The sequence below is a fragment of the Algoriphagus marinus genome (assembly GCF_001936475.1).
GTDB classification, from domain to species: domain Bacteria; phylum Bacteroidota; class Bacteroidia; order Cytophagales; family Cyclobacteriaceae; genus Algoriphagus; species Algoriphagus marinus.
The window spans coordinates 180,568-197,201 of record NZ_MSPQ01000003.1 but is presented as its reverse complement, the minus strand read 5'-3'; the positions used below and the strand labels follow the sequence as shown (position 1 = coordinate 197,201).

Here is a 16,634-nt window from a genome sequence, read left to right as displayed (position 1 = left end):
AACCTCAAAGGTTGATACTGTTTACTGCCCACTGCAAACTGCCTACTGATCTCCCCATTCAGTATGGAAAATCCCTTCTCGATCTATTCGCTCGTAAGTATGCGATCCAAAGTGATCACGTTGCGCTTGAATCAGATTAAGCGGAAGATTGGAAGAAGTATAGGCATCAAAATAACTTAAGGCTGATGCAAGACCTGGCACCGGAATGCCACTTTGTGCTGCATAAGCAACCAAACTCCTAACGGCTGGTAGTGTGTCCTGAACTTTTCCCACAAAAGCTGGTGAAAGCAACAGGTTTGCCAAATCAGGCTTTGCTGTAAATGCATCCGCAATATCTGCCAGCAATCCCGCTCGGATGATACAGCCAGCACGCCAGATCTTGGCAATCACCGCCATATCCAATTCATAGCCATACTCTCTCGAAGCATCAGCCAGCTGATGAAGACCCTGCGAATAAGAAATAATAAAAGAAAAATACAAGGCCTGCTCTGCCTGAGCGATCATTTCTGCTTTTGAAATGGGTAAAGGAGTAGGTCTTGAATACAATTGATCAGCTAACACTCGCTCCTCTTTCAAAGCAGAAATTTCCCGCATACTTACCGCCATATCAATGGTCGGCACTGGAATTCCCAAATCCATTGCATTTTGAGAAGTCCATTTTCCAGTTCCCTTTTGCTTGGCTTTATCCAAAATCAGATCCACCAAATCGCCACCTGTCAGCGTATCTTTTTGAGTGAAAATCTCTGCAGTAATCTCCACCAAAAATGATTGGAGTCGGCCCGAATTCCAAGTGGAATAAACTTCATGAAGTTCTGAATTGGATAAGCCTACCGACTTTTTCAACAAATCATAAATCTCCGAAGTCAACTGCATCATGGAATATTCGATTCCATTGTGCACCATTTTCACATAATTTCCCGCAGACTTAGGGCCCAAATAAGCCACGCAAGGCTCGCCTTTATACTTGGTAGAAACTGCTTCAAAGATTGGCTTGACATGCTGGTATGCCTCCTTATTTCCTCCAGGCATAATACTTGGCCCTTTTCTCGCACCTTTCGCTCCGCCCGAAACTCCAGATCCGAAAAAGTGAATGCCTTTTTCCTTAAGGTATTCCTCTCTCCGATCCGTATCCGTAAAAAATGAATTTCCTCCATCGATGATAATATCATCTTTATCCAAGTGTGGAAGCAGACTTTCTATCACCTGATCTACTATTTTGCCGGCAGGCACCAAAAGCATGATTTTTCGAGGCAAGCTAAGTGATTGGGTAAAAGTCACAATATCTGAAGTCGCATCTACCTGATCTGGATTTCCCTCAGCTTTGAGGGCTGCGACTTGATCAGTATTCAGATCATAGCCAAAAGCCTTAAAACCATTATCTGCCACGTTCAAAATAAAATTTCTACCCATCACTCCTAGACCTATCAGGCCAAAATCATAAGTTGCTTGCATCGTATTTTTCAATTATCAATTCGTCAAATTCTGAGTCAATCCTTTTACCAGGCTGGAAGAATAAAATAAATAAGCTCTATTTTTACAGCTTCAAGGTCAAAATTAACTTATCAAAACGACCTTTAAAGCTTTTTCCAAAAAGTATTAGCCAAAAATCAACCTCCCCTTACCCAAAAATTCCGAATCTATATAGATTTTCTTATGAAATTGAGTAAAACACAAGTGACGCAGATCGGAATATTTATAAATCATGCGAGATTCCTAACCATAATTATTGGAATGCGCTTTGAAAAACAAATAATAAACAGATGAAAAAAACTCAAAACCAGATGCTGATCATCTTTGGAGCTTCAGGTGATTTGACTGCCCGAAAACTGGTCCCTGCACTTTTTAACCTCTATAAAGGAAAGCATCTCCCTGAAAACTTTGTGGTTTTGGGTGCTAGCCGAAGTCCAATGAGTAATGAAGACTTCAGGAAAAAAGTGGTTGAAGAAAGTGAGTTTTTGAAAAAGAAGCTAACCAAAGAAGAAGCCAGCTTCATTAAAACCTTTTCTGATAAAATTTTCTACGAAGATCTAGGCGAAAAATATGATGTCAGTTACTCCCAACTTGCCAATAAAATCACTGCTCTGAATGAAGAGCATGGCACAGCGGGAAACTATATATTCTACCTTTCTACCCCACCAAGTCTATATGAGACAATTGCGAAAAATCTCTGGGAAGAAGGACTGACCAAAGAAGACCATGGCTGGAAACGGATTATTGTAGAAAAGCCATTTGGCTATGATCTTGCATCTGCGAAAGCACTCAATGAGGGTATTCACAAGTATTTTCAAGAGTCTCAAGTCTATCGAATTGATCATTATTTAGGAAAAGAAACAGTTCAGAATTTACTGGTCACGCGCTTTTCCAATTCCATTTTCGAACCGCTTTGGAATCGACGCTACATCCACCATGTAGAGATCACCAATGCGGAGACAGTAGGCGTGGAAAAACGTGGCGGATATTACGATAAGTCGGGAGCACTTCGGGACATGTTTCAAAGTCACCTGCTTCAGATAGTTTCTTTAATCGTGATGGAACCACCGATTAATTCAGACGCAGAGGAAATTCGAAATGAAAAAGTCAAAGCACTGAAATCACTTCGAATCATGAAAGATGAGAAAACCATCATTGAAAATACTTTACGTGGCCAATACGTTGCCTCGACTATTGATGGTAAAACTATGAAAGGCTACCGGGAAGAAGATGGAGTTGATCCCGATTCCACTACTGAAACCTTTGCCGCTGTCAAATTTTTTGTGGATAACTGGCGATGGAAGGATGTCCCATTTTATGTGCGTACCGGCAAAGCAATGCCTACCAAGGTTACTGAAGTGATCATTCACTTTAAGACCCCTCATCATGAAGTTTTCAAAAGTCAGGATATTTACCGCAAAGACAACAAGCTGATTATTCGCATTCAACCCGATGAAGGGATTTTGATCAAGTTTGGGGTAAAAGTTCCAGGCCTTGGATTCCATGTCGAACAGGCAAATATGGATTTCTATTATTCTGATCTGGATTCTGCCAAAGTCATGGATGCTTACGAGCGCCTTTTGCTCGACGCGATGCAAGGGGACACAACGCTTTATGCCCGAGCAGATGAGGTAGAAGCAGCTTGGAAGTTTGTTGATCCGATTCTTAAATGCTGGTCTGAAAGTTCGATTGTGAATACTTATGGTTATTCCGTCGGAACTTGGGGACCAAGAAATTCAGATGAACTGATCGAAGATAGTTATGGCTGGAGAAATCCGGGAGATCTATTGACCGACGAATCCGGCTTCTGTGTGCTTTGCTAGGACCCTCCTAAAATCGAATTTTAGTTAAAAAATATGATTCGCCACTTTATTACCAGTATCAAGGTTTGACAGCATGAAAGTCCGATTGAGGTCCAGTTTTGGGAAACTTCGGTCTAGGGTCATCCGTCTTCCAGCCCAATAATCAAAAGGAATTCCCTACTGGTGTATTAATATAAAAAGATCTATTTATGCAACTCATTATCTCCAATTCCAAAGAAAGTTTGGCAGCAGAATTTGCCCATCAGTTTCAAGAATTGACTGAGTCAAAGGACAAAATCCATGTCGCCCTTTCCGGAGGCAGTACTCCAAAGGTGGTTTTTGACTACTTGGCTAAACACTTGGCTCTGGAAATTGATTGGTCAAAAGTCCGTTTCTATTGGGGCGATGAGCGCTGCGTGCCTCCCTCAGACCCGGAGAGTAATTATAAAATGACGGTGGATCATCTGATTTCAAAAATCGAGATTCCTGCAACAAATATTTTTCGGGTTTTGGGAGAAAACAATCCTTCTGAAGAAGCTATTCGTTACGGGAAAGTTTTGGATCAAGAGCTGCCAAAGGAAAATGAAATCCCTCAATTCGATTTGGTCATGCTTGGCATGGGCGATGATGGGCACACCGCCTCCATTTTTCCTGATTCGATTCAACTTTGGGATTCAGTACATAATTGTGTAGTCGCAACTCATCCTGATTCAGGACAAAAACGAGTCACGATCACCGGAAAGATAATTAACAATGCGAAAAGAGTGGCACTCTTAGTAACAGGTGCAAGCAAAGCAGAGAAGCTCCGTGAAATCGTAAAGCAGGAAGGGGATTTTCGAACCTACCCAGCCAGTTTAGTTAATCCAGCAACCGCAGATTTGATTTGGTATGTAGATCAAGAGGCGGCAAAGGAGGTTATTTCAAAGCCCTAGAGGCCAAATATTTTGTATATTCAAGATTAATTTTTACCAAAAATAATTTTTATGAGCACCGTAAAATCATATGCTGCAAAACATGCAGATCAGCCACTTGGCCCGTTTGAATTGATCCGAAGAACCCCTGGACCAAAGGATGTGGAAATCGAAATCTTATATTGTGGCGTTTGCCATTCAGATATTCACATGGCGAGAAACGAATGGGGAGGAACCATTTTCCCGATCGTACCAGGTCATGAGATTGTAGGAAAAGTAATTTCAGTAGGCGCTGAGGTAAGCAAGCATAAAGTGGGCGACACCGTGGGTGTAGGCTGTATGGTAGATTCCTGCGGAACCTGTGGCAGCTGCGCCGAGGACTTGGAGCAATTCTGTGAAAATGGAATGTCTGGCACTTATAGCTCATACCTTCAGGATAAGAAAACCATTACCTATGGCGGCTATTCCACTCATATCGTAGTCACTGAAAAGTTTGTACTCTCCGTATCAGATAAACTTCCAATAGAAGGAGTAGCTCCTTTACTTTGTGCAGGGATTACAACCTATTCTCCACTCAGACACTGGAATGTAAAAAAAGGAGACAAAGTAGCTGTAGTAGGTTTGGGAGGTTTGGGGCATATGGCCGTGAAACTCGCTGCTGCGATGGGTGCGGAAGTCACCATGCTGAGCCGCTCTCCAGAGAAAGCAAAAGATGCAGATTCACTAGGCGCACATCATTTTGAGCTGACTACTGATCCGGAAAACATGAAACGGCTGAAAGGTTCTTATAATCTGATCATTGATACGGTATCTGCATCGCATGATTATGCTACTTATCTGAATTTATTGAAGACTAATGGGGTGATGGTCTTGGTGGGCGTCCCTCCAACACCAGAGCAGATTCATGCGACTTCCTTAATTTTTGGAAGAAAAAGCTTGGCAGGGTCACTTATTGGTGGGATTAAAGAAACTCAGGAAATGTTGGATTTCTGCGCTGAGCATAACATCGTCTCTGACGTGGAAGTGATCGCCATGGACGAAATCAATGAAGCATACGAGCGCACGATTGCAGGTGACGTGAGGTATAGATTTGTGATTGATATGGCTTCGCTGAAAAAGTAAGCCTTTGTAAAATACTTAAAAAGCCAGTCCAGATTACTCCAGACTGGCTTTTTCAATATCTAAAGTTGACTTCTACACTCCCTCAAACAATCCACCCAATCCCAAGTTCGGTTTGATTTTCAGGTGCTTGTAAGCTTGCTCTGTAGCCATTCGCCCTCGGGCGGTGCGCTTGAGATAGCCTTCCTGGATGAGGAATGGCTCATATACTTCCTCAATTGTCTCTGCTTCCTCACCACAAGCTGTAGCAATGGTACTCAAGCCAACCGGTCCGCCTTTGAATTTTTCGATGATCGTGAGCAAGATTCGATTATCCATTTCATCCAATCCGTTCACATCCACGTCGAGTGCATTCAGTGCAAATTGTGCTATATCCAAGGTGATAGTTCCATTACCTTTCACTTCCGCAAAATCACGGGTTCTCCGTAAAAGCATATTCGCAATTCTTGGTGTACCTCGACTACGGCGGGCGATTTCAAAGGCCGCTATTTCATCGATTGGAGTCTGAAGAATTCCTGCGGAGCGGATGACGATATCGGTGAGCAATTTGGCATCATAATATTCCAATCTGGAATTGATCCCAAATCGAGCACGGAGCGGCGAAGTCAATAATCCTGATCTGGTAGTAGCTCCGATAAGGGTGAAAGGACTCAAGGAAATCTGAACCGAGCGGGCATTTGGACCGGAGTCCAGCATAATATCGATTCGGAAATCCTCCATGGCCGAGTAGAGGTATTCCTCCACGATGGGATTCAGCCGGTGAATCTCATCTATAAAAAGTACGTCACCTTCTTCCAAATTAGTCAGCAAGCCTGCAAGATCGGATGGCTTATCCAATACTGGACCTGAGGTAATTTTCAAGCCAGAACCCAGTTCGTTGGCAATAATATGGCTCAGTGTCGTTTTTCCTAAGCCTGGAGGACCATGAAGCAAGACGTGATCCAAAGGCTCATTTCGGTTTTTGGCTGCCAGCACAAATACGCGCAGATTTGCTACAATCTTAAACTGACCTGTAAAATCCTCAAAACTCAGGGGTCTCAATGCCTTTTCAAAATCCCGATCTTTTGGACTGAGGCTTTCTTCGTCTCCGCTTAGGTAATCTTCTCTCATGATGAACAAATATAGAAAATTAGACTTGCCCTAGGGAATGAATTTCATCCCACTACTTTTTTACCAAAGCAAAAAATAAGGCTTAAATTCGCAGCAAATCCGATCTCCTATGGCTTCCAACGCGCAGAAAAATACAATTTACTCTCTTGTACTTCTTGTTCTGGTAGTAAGTGTTTATTTCTGGAGGTCTAAGACAAGCTCTCAAGAAACAGAGATCCTGGAAGTTTCCAGTCCGGGAAAAGTGACTTTTTCAGGTCAAACCATGGGCACGACTTATTCCCTGACTTACCTTACAGAATCGGGCAAAAACCTACAATCCTCCGTTGATTCACTTTTGGTGGTTTTCAATAATAGTCTTTCCACTTACATTCCGGATTCCGAGATTTCCCAATTCAACAGAGCAGATAGCTTACTTTTCAAATTACCCTATTTACCTCAGGTACTTCAAGCATCCAAAACAGTTTTTGAAAACACGAATGGAGCTTTTGATCCGACTATTGGTCCTTTGGTGAATGTTTGGGGTTTTGGCCCTGGAGGTCCTGAACTAAAGGACAGCACGGACATCAGTTTACTACTGGATGCAGTAGGTTTTGATAAAATCCAGTTTGATGAAAAACTAGTGCGAAAGACCAAGCCAGGCATGTATCTGGACTTTTCGGCTATCGCCAAAGGACAAGGCGTGGATGTCATCGCAGATTTTCTTAATAAAAAAGGTATAGAAAATTATTTGGTTGAAATCGGCGGAGAGCTAGTCGCAAAGGGAGTGAATGAAAAAGGAGAGCTTTGGAAAGTCGGGATTAATCGACCAGATGAATCAGCAAGTGCTTCTGATCTCTATAGCATTATCGCCCTTGAAAACCGGGGAATGGCCACTTCTGGAAATTATCGCAATTACTATGTCAGAGACTCCGTCAAAATCTCTCATACCATCAATCCTGCAACAGGCTATCCTGTCAATCACAGCTTGCTCAGTGCTACTGTTCTGGCTAAAGACTGCATGACTGCAGATGCTTATGCGACTGCTATGATGGTGATGGGATTGGATCGTGCGATCCAATTGGATTCTACTTTGAATGAAATTGAAGTCTTTTTGATTTACGGAGATGGCAAAGGAGGCTATGCTACGTTTGCAAGCGAAACCCTTAAGCCATTCTTATCTTTTATTCAGGAGTAGGAATATAAATGCAACATTATTGAATTTTATTACCTTTGTCTGAGTTATACCTCCAAGCTTTTCTGAAAGACAGCAGAAAGCCTTCTTAGACATGGGAATAAACTTTCTTCTTCTTTTCTTCACAGCACTTGGCGCAGGATCATTAGTTTTTTTCGCGCCAAAATTCAAAGACAAGTATTTCAAACTGATTCTGGTTTTTGCGGGGTCTTATTTATTCTCCATCACAGTATTACATCTTTTGCCGGAGCTTTTCTCCAGTGGATTCGATGGGGGAAAGATGGGGCTATTTATTCTAATCGGCTTTTTACTACAGCAGATTCTTGAGTTTCTTTCCAGTGGAATCGAACATGGGCATATCCACCATCACCATGGAGAAAGCAAAAGCGGGGTGATCACGGTGATGCTGGGACTTTTTATTCATGCATTTTTAGAAGGCACTTTACTTTCACATGGAAACTTGGTAGATGCAGATTCTATGGGTCATTTGCACAGTGGGAAATCAGTTTTGATAGGAATTATCATGCATAAAGGCCCCGCAGCATTTGCGCTTGCAGCAGTCCTGAGCAGTTCGCTGTCGAGAAAATGGACCTTGATTTTATTGACGCTATTTGCCTTGGCTTCGCCGCTTGGTATGTTTTCAAGCGCATTCCTTTTCGAGAATGGAATTCTTCAAAAAGAAGGAATCGGGATGCTTTATGGTTTGGTCGTAGGAGGTTTTCTTCATATTTCCACTACCATATTTTTTGAAAGTAGTCCACATCACACCTTTCATTGGAATAAATTACTGGTTAGCTTTTTAGCAGCTGGATTAGCAATCGCATCTGAATATTTCATTTAGTTTTTAAAAAATCCAAGGAAGACGATTTTGGACACTAAGGGTTTTTATTATAAAAATTGATCAAAATTTTATAGAGATAGTATATTCGAAATAACTCATTTCTCCCAAAGTTAATTGCGCCAAATTCAGGACTTACCAAAATTTTTTGATTAATTCGTGAAGGATTAACCTATTCTTTTCTGAATCTCTGTTTAGGCTATCTTCCAAATTCCAACTCGCAAAAATTAAATTATTATGCCCAAACCCAAGATGCAACAGTATTGGAGAAAAAATCTCATAACTCTATTTTACCTGCTGGTAGTATGGTTTGTGGTTTCATTTGGCTTCGGGATTCTTGGAGTCGATTATTTGAATCAATTCAACATTGGAGGATTTAAACTTGGATTTTGGTTTGCGCAGCAAGGATCCATTTTCACATTTGTGATCTTGATTTTTGTCTATGTCATCCGGATGAACAAATTGGATAAAGAGTTCGATGTCAACGAGGATTAAATTAAAAACCCAATCTACCAAATGGAAATTTTAACCTGGACTTACATTCTCGTAGGCTTATCTTTTGCACTTTATATCGGCATTGCGATTTATACCCGAGCAGGTTCTACCAAAGAATTCTATACCGCAGGAGGTGGAGTTTCACCGCTCGCAAACGGAATGGCTACCGCAGCAGATTGGATGTCTGCAGCGTCATTTATTTCCATGGCTGGAATTATTTCCTTTTCAGGTTATGACGGCTCTGTTTATTTAATGGGCTGGACAGGAGGATATGTTCTTCTTGCGCTCTTGTTAGCTCCATACCTTCGTAAATTCGGGAAATTCACGGTCCCTGACTTCGTCGGAGACCGTTACTATTCCAACAAAGCTCGAGTCGTGGCGGTCATCTGTGCGCTGTTTATTTCCTTTACTTATGTTGCCGGACAGATGCGCGGAGTAGGAATTGTTTTCTCCCGCTATCTGGAAATCCCGATTGAATGGGGCGTAGTTTTCGGTATGTGTATTGTCTTTTTCTATGCAGTTTTGGGAGGAATGAAAGGCATCACTTATACCCAAGTCGCCCAATATTGCGTGCTCATCTTTGCCTTTATGGTTCCGGCAATCTTTGTATCCATGCAGTTGACTGGGAATCCTATTCCGCAAATGGGCATGGGAAGTACGGTCTCAGATGGCTCTTATTTACTGGACAAGTTGGATGGGGTATTGACTGAATTAGGCTTTGCTGCCTATACCTCAGGGCGGAAAGAAATGGCAGATATCTTTATGATTACACTAGCCCTGATGGTAGGTACAGCTGGTTTGCCACATGTAATTGTCCGGTTTTTTACCGTCCCAAGAGTAAAGGATGCACGGCTTTCCGCCGGCTATGCTTTGGCTTTTATTTCGATTCTGTACACCACTGCTCCTGCGGTAGCCGCTTTCGGAATTTACAATACCATCGAATCCGTCAGTGAGAAAAAGGTCGACAACTTACCCATTTGGGTTTCGAATTGGCAAAAAACAAACTTGATCACCGTTGATGATAAAAATGGTGATGGGATGGTTCAATACCTCGCCGACAAAGGAGCCAATGAATTAACGATCGATAAAGATATTATGGTCCTAGCTTCACCTGAAATCGCCAAGCTTCCCAATTGGGTGGTCGGCCTAGTTGCCGCAGGTGCGATGGCCGCTGCACTATCTACAGCCGCAGGATTGTTGTTGGTGATTTCAACTTCGGTATCCAGAGATTTATTTCGAACCTTCAATCCAAGCATGTCGGAGAAAAAAGAGCTTCGAATCGCTAGACTGGCAGCCGCTGGTGCGGTAGTAGTTGCTGGATATTTTGGCATCAATCCTCCAGGATTTGTCGCAGAAGTGGTTGCCTTTGCCTTTGGTTTGGCAGCAGCTTCCTTTTTCCCCGTAATTATCATGGGCATTTTCTCCAGTCGAATCAACAAAGAAGGAGCAATAGCCGGAATGATTACTGGCTTAATCTTTACGCTGAGCTACATCATTTTCTTTAAATTCATTAGTCCTGAACTGAATACAAAAGAATATTGGTGGTTTGGAATTTCTCCAGAAGGAATCGGCTCGATCGGGATGTTTCTTAACTTCTTTATTTGCATCATAGTCTCCAAATTTACACCTGCACCACCACAGGTGGTGCAGGATATGATTCAGGAAATACGAATCCCTAGAGGAGCAGGAACTGCTTTGGAGCATTAAAAAAATTAAATTTTAGTAACAAAAACCCAATCCCATCATGAGCGATCGAATTCATACCCTAAGCGGATACCTCTACGAATACCAAAAAAGTGTGACACAGCCTGAAGAATTTTGGGCAAGGATCGCAGATTCTTTTCACTGGAGAAAGCGTTGGAAAAATGTCCTCAAGTGGAATTTCAAAGACCCCGATGTAAAATGGTTTGTAGATGGGAAGCTGAACATCACTGAAAATATTTTTGAGCGACATCTCTACACCATCGGAGACCGACCCGCGATCATCTGGGAGGCGAATGATCCCAATGAAGTTGGAAGGACATTGACTTACCGAGAGCTTTTTCATGAAGTGAATCGATTTGCCAATGCACTCAAATCAAAAGGAATTGGCAAAGGAGACAAAGTCATCATCTACATGCCTATGGTACCGGAGGCTGCGATTGCGATGCTTGCCTGTGCAAGAATCGGAGCGATACATTCGGTGGTTTTTGCAGGATTTTCAAGTAACGCTTTGGCGGATCGAATCGTCGATTGCGGTGCCAAAGCTGTATTGACTTCTGACGGAAACTATAGAGGAAATAAGAAAATCGGAGTGAAATCTGTGGTTGACGAGGCTTTGGAAAAATCATCTGTAGAAACAGTCATCGTCTATCAGCGAACCAATCAGGAAGTCACCATGAAAGAGGGGAGAGATTTCTGGTGGCATGAGGTAATTGCTAGCGAGTCTGATCAAAATGTAGCGGCCGAAATGGACAGTGAAGACATGCTCTTCATTCTCTACACTTCAGGATCTACAGGCAAGCCAAAAGGGGTCGTCCATACCACAGGTGGCTACATGGTTTACACCCAATATTCCTTTGAGAATGTCTTCCAATATTCTCCAGGGGATGTCTATTGGTGTACAGCAGATATCGGTTGGATTACCGGACACTCTTATATTGTATATGGTCCGTTGTTAGCTGGAGCGACAACTTTGATGTTTGAGGGAGTTCCGACTTTTCCGGATGCAGGAAGGTTCTGGGCAGTCTGCGAAAAGCATAAAGTGAATGTATTTTATACCGCACCGACAGCGATCCGAGCTTTGCAGGCTTATGGTACCGAGCCGATTGAAGGCTATGATCTAAGTTCGCTGAAAGTCCTCGGATCCGTAGGAGAACCTATCAATGAGGAGGCTTGGCATTGGTATCACACTCATATTGGCAAGAACAGATGTCCGATTGTAGATACTTGGTGGCAGACTGAGACTGGAGGAATCTTGATCTCCCCTATCGCAGGTATCACCCCTACCAAACCGGCTTTCGCTACACTTCCCCTTCCGGGAATCCAACTCTGTATTGTCGATCCGGAAGGCAATGAATTAACTGGAAATTCCGTAGAAGGAAACCTCTGCATCAAATTCCCTTGGCCATCCATGATCCGAACCACTTACGGCGATCATGAGCGTTGCAAGCAAACTTATTTCTCCACCTATCCGGGCATGTACTTCACAGGCGATGGGGTGAAACGAGATCATGATGGCTATTACAGAATACTCGGAAGAGTGGATGATGTAATCAATGTCTCTGGACATCGAATGGGCACAGCAGAAGTAGAAAATGCGATCAACGAACATCCGCTAGTCATCGAATCTGCAGTAGTGGGTTATCCACATGAAATCAAAGGACAGGGTATCTATGCCTATGTGATTTGCGACATGACCCATCGAACAGAGGAAAATCTTATCAATGAAATCAAAGACATGGTTTCCAAAATCATTGGCCCAATTGCCAAGCCGGATAAAATCCAGATTGTCCCTGGACTTCCCAAAACTCGCTCTGGTAAAATCATGCGCCGAATCCTTCGAAAAGTGGCAGAAAACAGTCTGGATAGCATGGGCGATACCTCGACTCTTTTGGATCCAGAGGTAGTGAATCAGATTATTGAAGGAAGAAAGTGACCAAATTTAAGATTGCTGATGTAAGATGTATGATTGGATTTCGATACATCTTACATCTCAAATCTTACATCATATATTTTAATGAATGTCATCGTCCATCGGGTAGCGGAGTTTCTCAAGCGGTTTCCTCCTTTTTCATTTCTTTCGAAAGAAGTTTTGGAGAAGGTCGCCGCATCGGTGCAGGTGCGCTATTTGGAAAAGGGCGAAACTTTGTTTCGACAGGGGCAACCGGCCGAACCTCATTTTTACATTCTCAAAGAGGGCGCTATTATTTTGACTGAATCGCTTCAAAACCACGAAGAGATCCGCGATCAATGTGATGAAGGGGATGTCTTTGGAGTGCTGGCTTTGCTGGGAAAACGGCCCTATGTGCTTTCTGCAAAAGTGGAGGAAAACAGTTTGGTGTATGCTATTCCAGTTACGGTTTTCGAGGAAATTTTAGAGAATAACAGTCGCGTGGCTTTATATTTTGCCGCGGGCTTCGCTTCTGGTCAGGTGGTCATCCGTCAGGATCTTTCCGAAGGGCAAAAAGCTCGGGGAATTTTCAAAAATGAGTCTCGGGATCATTCTTTGATGATTTTTTCGGACCAGTCAGAAATCAAATTTTCAGAAAAGGTCCTCACCTGCTGCCCAGAACAGTCTATTCAGGAAGCAGCTGCCTTGATGGCAGAAAAGCAAGTAAGTAGCATTGTTGTCTGCCGTGAGGATTTGAAGCCATTGGGAATCATCACTGACAAAGATTTTCGATCAAAAGTTGTAGCTAAAGGAATTCCTTTGGAAACCCCCACATCGAAAATTATGAGTACTCCGGTTTTGACGATGAGACGTGATGCCTCTTTTTCAGATCTTTATCTGACCATGATCAAAAACCGGTTACACCATCTGATCCTCACCGAGGATGGGACGGATCAAAGTCAGGTCTGCGGGATTCTCTCTGATCACGATGTTCTACTTTCCATGGGAAACAGTCCTGCAGTATTGATTCATGGTTTGATGAATACACTGGATTTGAAAGAGATGCGGCTGATTCGAGATCAGGCGGAGCAGATGCTTCGATACTATCTGGAAAATGAGTTGACCATGGATTTCGTGGCTTCGGTCATGACTGAAGTGAATGATATCATCATCAAGCAGGCTTTGCGAATCGCAGAAAACTCACTTTCCGACGAGGATCCAGCCTTGAAGAAAATCCCTTTTTGCTTTCTCTCGCTCGGGTCAGAAGGTCGGGAAGAGCAATTACTTCGAACTGACCAAGACAATGCCTTGGTGTACGGAGATGTGCCAGAAGCTTTGGCCGATCAGGCCCAAGCCTACTTTCTTAAACTAGGGACGGCAATGGTTGAAGTGCTTCTTGCTTGTGGCTTTGCTTCCTGTCCCGGAGATATCATGGCCAGCAATCCTAAATGGGTGCAACCCATGAGTAAATGGAAAGAATACTTCAGTGAGTGGATCATCAGACCCACGGAAGAAGCCATCCTCAGTGCCACGATTTTCTTCGACTTCCGGCCCATCGCCGGGAATCTTGGGCTGGGAGAAACACTGAGTCTCCACATCTATGAAGAAATACAGAAGAAGAAAATCTTCCTCAATTTCTTGGCAAAAAACGCCATGATGAATCCACCGCCATTGGGCTTTTTCAAGGATTTTGTGGCAGAGAAGTCCGGTGAACACAAAAATGAATTTGACATCAAATCCCGGGCAATGATGCCTTTGGCAGATTTGGCTAGACTGCTTGTCCTCAGTCATGGGGTGATCGGGGTGAATAATACGTTTAAGCGGTTTGACCGACTTGCGGAATTGGAGCCCAACTATGAGGCATTGTTCAAGCAGGCTGCCAAAGCTTATGAAATCCTGATGCGAACCAGAGCTTTAGAAGGCCTGAGAAATCAATCCAGTGGCCGATTTATCAAGCCCGAAAGTTTGGGGAAATTGGAGCGACAACTGTTGAAAAACACTTTTTCACCGATCACTGAGCTTCAAAGTATCGTGAAGGTCCGGTTTCAATTAGACTATTTTCAGCAATGAGTTGGTGGAATTTTGGACGGAAAAAGATAGATCATGCTGACTTTGTGGAAGCTTTTCTCCTTAAAAATCAAAAGCCAATCCCAGCAATCCGAAGTATAGCTCAACTTGAATTCACAGTTTTTGATACCGAAACCACAGGGCTTTCGATAAAGGATGATTACATTCTTTCTTTCGGAGCAGTCAAGATTCGAAATCAAGCAATACAGATTGAAACTGCATTGGAACTTTATCCCAACTCCCCGAATTCCGGAGAAAAAACAGCCCCGATTCATGGATTGATACAGCGGGAAAATCAACTTTCCATTAGGCAATTTGCGGAGCAAAGCTTGGACTATTTCGGAAATTCGATCTTAGTGGCGCATCATATTGGTTTTGATACAGAAATGATGCAAAAGGCTTGCAAACCATTTGGATTGGAAAAGCTACCAAACCCTATGATCGACACCATGACCTTGGCGATACGTCTTGAGCATGGACCACATGCTGACCGCAGCCAATTCAATCCGGAACAATATGGGTTGGACGCACTTTGCTCACGTTATGATATCCTCACTGAGGATCGACATACCGCCGCGGGAGACGCTTTCCTGACTGCACAGCTTTTTCTCAAATTATTAAAATTGGCTGCAGTAAAAGGGATTAAAAACTTCGGACAATTGATTCGATAAGAATTTTTAAAATATTCGAAATTTTCTATTTTTTATTGGTATGATCATAAACCTAAAAACATAATATCTTTGTTTTCAGGTATTTATGTTTAAATTAGATTATTACTTTTTTCCTCACATAAACTTTTAACGTTATGTCAAAATTTAGAATAGATCCTAATATTGTTTTAGAGAAGGATTTGAATCTCAAAGCGATTGAGGCGATCAGAGTTTTCCAGTTGCACCCAATAACCCAAAAATACTGGGCTTTGGGAGGCACTTCAGGTTGGCTGGGCACCAACACCACGACCATCAAAAAATGTCCTGATGGAGTTGGGGAATTCCAGCATTATGTCAATGGTTCCATCTACTATCATCCCTCCACAGGAGCGCATGAAGTTCATGGATTAATTCGAGCCAGATGGTCTTCTTTAGGCTGGGAGCGAAGTTTTTTAGGATATCCAAAAACAGATGAAACCAAAACTCTGGATGGGATTGGGAGATACAATCATTTTCAGGGAGGAAGCATCTTTTGGAGTCCGAGTACAGGAGCTTGGGAAGTCCATGGATCCATCCGCAACAAGTACTCAAGCTTGGGCTGGGAGCGGAGTTTTCTACGCTATCCACTGACAAATGAAACCACATGCCCCGATGGAGTAGGTAGATTCAATCATTTTCAGGGAGGAAGTATTTATTGGAGTCCAAGTACAGGAGCTCATGAGGTACATGGACTGATCCGATCTCACTGGGCATCTTTGGGCTGGGAGCGCAGCTTCTTAGGCTATCCTATCTCGGATGAGTTGGTGGTTTTTGATGGGGCTGCAAGAATCTCTCATTTCCAACATGGAAGTATTTATTGGTCTTCTACAGCTGGGGTCCGAGTGCTTCGAGAGCGGGTTAGAGTCCATGTGAAAATCCTGGAAACACCAACTTCTTTTACAATCAACGAGCAGTTTGCGGCAATGCAGGAAGTTTATGCAGTGGCTGGAATTCGGGTGGATTGCGCCTCAACAGAAAACCTCAATATCCCCTCACTAAATGATGTAGACGTCGGAGGTTGTACTATGGGATCTGTCACCTCAGAACAGACGACGCTTTTTGGAAACAGAAACTTCGTTGGAACAGATGATGTAGTAGTCTATTATGTACGTAGTACCGTCCCTGGCTATAACGGCTGTGCAGCGCATCCATCAGGCCGTCCTGGTTGTGTAGTGGTACGTTCAGCCAGTCGTTGGACTTTGGGTCATGAATTTGGACACGTCTTAGGCATTCACCATGTGAATAACAACAACAGGCTGATGACTGGCAATGGTACGTTTAACATTACCAATCCTCCGCCTGATTTGACTTCCGGAGAGTCATCCACTATGCGAAGTTCAAATCTTACCATTCCACTTTAAACTCAAAAA

General features: G+C 43.0%; 13 protein-coding genes. 11 read left to right on the top strand and 2 right to left on the bottom strand.

Annotated features, from left to right (window positions below; all coding sequences use genetic code 11):
• Window positions 1–42: 42 nt before the first annotated feature.
• Window positions 43–1,452: an NADP-dependent phosphogluconate dehydrogenase gene (gene gndA / locus BVC88_RS07615; protein WP_075350067.1), complete on the bottom strand. Its 1,410-nt coding sequence runs from the start codon at window positions 1,450–1,452 to the stop codon at window positions 43–45.
• A 308-nt stretch (window positions 1,453–1,760) separates the two neighbouring features.
• Between gndA and zwf the strand changes: the two genes are divergently transcribed.
• From zwf to BVC88_RS07600, 3 genes are all read left to right on the top strand, one after another.
• Window positions 1,761–3,293, top strand: a complete 1,533-nt coding sequence (gene zwf / locus BVC88_RS07610; protein WP_075350066.1) for a glucose-6-phosphate dehydrogenase — start codon at window positions 1,761–1,763, stop codon at window positions 3,291–3,293.
• A 188-nt stretch (window positions 3,294–3,481) separates the two neighbouring features.
• Window positions 3,482–4,204, top strand: a complete 723-nt coding sequence (pgl, locus tag BVC88_RS07605; RefSeq protein WP_075350065.1) for a 6-phosphogluconolactonase — start codon at window positions 3,482–3,484, stop codon at window positions 4,202–4,204.
• Between the two features lie 51 nt (window positions 4,205–4,255).
• Window positions 4,256–5,305: an NAD(P)-dependent alcohol dehydrogenase gene (locus tag BVC88_RS07600; protein WP_075350064.1), complete on the top strand. Its 1,050-nt coding sequence runs from the start codon at window positions 4,256–4,258 to the stop codon at window positions 5,303–5,305.
• A gap of 72 nt (window positions 5,306–5,377) precedes the next feature.
• Here the strand turns inward: BVC88_RS07600 and ruvB are convergent, their stop codons facing one another.
• Window positions 5,378–6,412 (bottom strand): Holliday junction branch migration DNA helicase RuvB, encoded by a 1,035-nt coding sequence (gene ruvB / locus BVC88_RS07595; protein ID WP_075350063.1) that lies wholly within the window; start codon window positions 6,410–6,412, stop codon window positions 5,378–5,380.
• A gap of 109 nt (window positions 6,413–6,521) precedes the next feature.
• On the opposite strand from ruvB, the gene BVC88_RS07590 reads away from it, so the two are divergent.
• The 8 genes from BVC88_RS07590 (at window position 6,522) to BVC88_RS07555 (ending at window position 16,625) form a co-directional block, all read left to right on the top strand.
• On the top strand, window positions 6,522–7,586 hold the full coding sequence (locus tag BVC88_RS07590) for an FAD:protein FMN transferase (protein ID WP_075350062.1): 1,065 nt from the start codon (window positions 6,522–6,524) through the stop codon (window positions 7,584–7,586).
• A gap of 91 nt (window positions 7,587–7,677) precedes the next feature.
• Window positions 7,678–8,424 carry a ZIP family metal transporter gene (locus BVC88_RS07585; RefSeq protein ID WP_075350061.1) on the top strand — a complete coding sequence of 249 codons (747 nt, stop codon included), beginning with the start codon at window positions 7,678–7,680 and terminating at the stop codon, window positions 8,422–8,424.
• Between the two features lie 234 nt (window positions 8,425–8,658).
• Entirely contained in the window at window positions 8,659–8,916 is a 258-nt protein-coding gene (locus BVC88_RS07580) for a DUF4212 domain-containing protein (RefSeq protein ID WP_075350060.1), read from the top strand.
• Window positions 8,917–8,937: 21 nt separating this feature from the next.
• Window positions 8,938–10,623: a sodium:solute symporter family protein gene (locus BVC88_RS07575; RefSeq protein WP_075350059.1), complete on the top strand. Its 1,686-nt coding sequence runs from the start codon at window positions 8,938–8,940 to the stop codon at window positions 10,621–10,623.
• 37 nt (window positions 10,624–10,660) lie between these two features.
• Window positions 10,661–12,553, top strand: coding sequence for an acetate--CoA ligase (gene acs / locus BVC88_RS07570; RefSeq protein WP_075350058.1), 1,893 nt, complete (start codon window positions 10,661–10,663; stop codon window positions 12,551–12,553).
• 81 nt (window positions 12,554–12,634) lie between these two features.
• A complete protein-coding gene (locus tag BVC88_RS07565; protein ID WP_075350057.1) occupies window positions 12,635–14,578 on the top strand; it encodes a DUF294 nucleotidyltransferase-like domain-containing protein in 1,944 nt (647 codons plus the stop codon).
• Window positions 14,575–15,246 (top strand): 3'-5' exonuclease, encoded by a 672-nt coding sequence (locus BVC88_RS07560; protein ID WP_075350056.1) that lies wholly within the window; start codon window positions 14,575–14,577, stop codon window positions 15,244–15,246. Before BVC88_RS07565 ends, BVC88_RS07560 begins: the two co-directional genes overlap by 4 nt.
• 134 nt (window positions 15,247–15,380) lie before the next feature.
• Complete coding sequence (locus BVC88_RS07555; RefSeq protein ID WP_075350055.1) at window positions 15,381–16,625, top strand: LGFP repeat-containing protein; 1,245 nt, start codon at window positions 15,381–15,383, stop codon at window positions 16,623–16,625.
• Window positions 16,626–16,634: the final 9 nt, after the last annotated feature.

Bases quoted from the DNA above. Each gene is read 5' to 3' on its own strand.
- BVC88_RS07555 (WP_075350055.1), top strand. From the start codon at position 15,381: ATGTCAAAATTTAGAATAGATCCTAATATTGTTTTAGAGAAGGATTTG.
- BVC88_RS07560 (WP_075350056.1), top strand. From the start codon at position 14,575: ATGAGTTGGTGGAATTTTGGACGGAAAAAGATAGATCATGCTGACTTT.
- gndA (WP_075350067.1), bottom strand. From the start codon at position 1,452: ATGCAAGCAACTTATGATTTTGGCCTGATAGGTCTAGGAGTGATGGGT.
- ruvB (WP_075350063.1), bottom strand. From the start codon at position 6,412: ATGAGAGAAGATTACCTAAGCGGAGACGAAGAAAGCCTCAGTCCAAAA.
- BVC88_RS07590 (WP_075350062.1), top strand. From the start codon at position 6,522: ATGGCTTCCAACGCGCAGAAAAATACAATTTACTCTCTTGTACTTCTT.
- BVC88_RS07585 (WP_075350061.1), top strand. From the start codon at position 7,678: ATGGGAATAAACTTTCTTCTTCTTTTCTTCACAGCACTTGGCGCAGGA.
- BVC88_RS07565 (WP_075350057.1), top strand. From the start codon at position 12,635: ATGAATGTCATCGTCCATCGGGTAGCGGAGTTTCTCAAGCGGTTTCCT.
- acs (WP_075350058.1), top strand. From the start codon at position 10,661: ATGAGCGATCGAATTCATACCCTAAGCGGATACCTCTACGAATACCAA.
- BVC88_RS07600 (WP_075350064.1), top strand. From the start codon at position 4,256: ATGAGCACCGTAAAATCATATGCTGCAAAACATGCAGATCAGCCACTT.
- BVC88_RS07580 (WP_075350060.1), top strand. From the start codon at position 8,659: ATGCCCAAACCCAAGATGCAACAGTATTGGAGAAAAAATCTCATAACT.
- BVC88_RS07575 (WP_075350059.1), top strand. From the start codon at position 8,938: ATGGAAATTTTAACCTGGACTTACATTCTCGTAGGCTTATCTTTTGCA.
- pgl (WP_075350065.1), top strand. From the start codon at position 3,482: ATGCAACTCATTATCTCCAATTCCAAAGAAAGTTTGGCAGCAGAATTT.
- zwf (WP_075350066.1), top strand. From the start codon at position 1,761: ATGAAAAAAACTCAAAACCAGATGCTGATCATCTTTGGAGCTTCAGGT.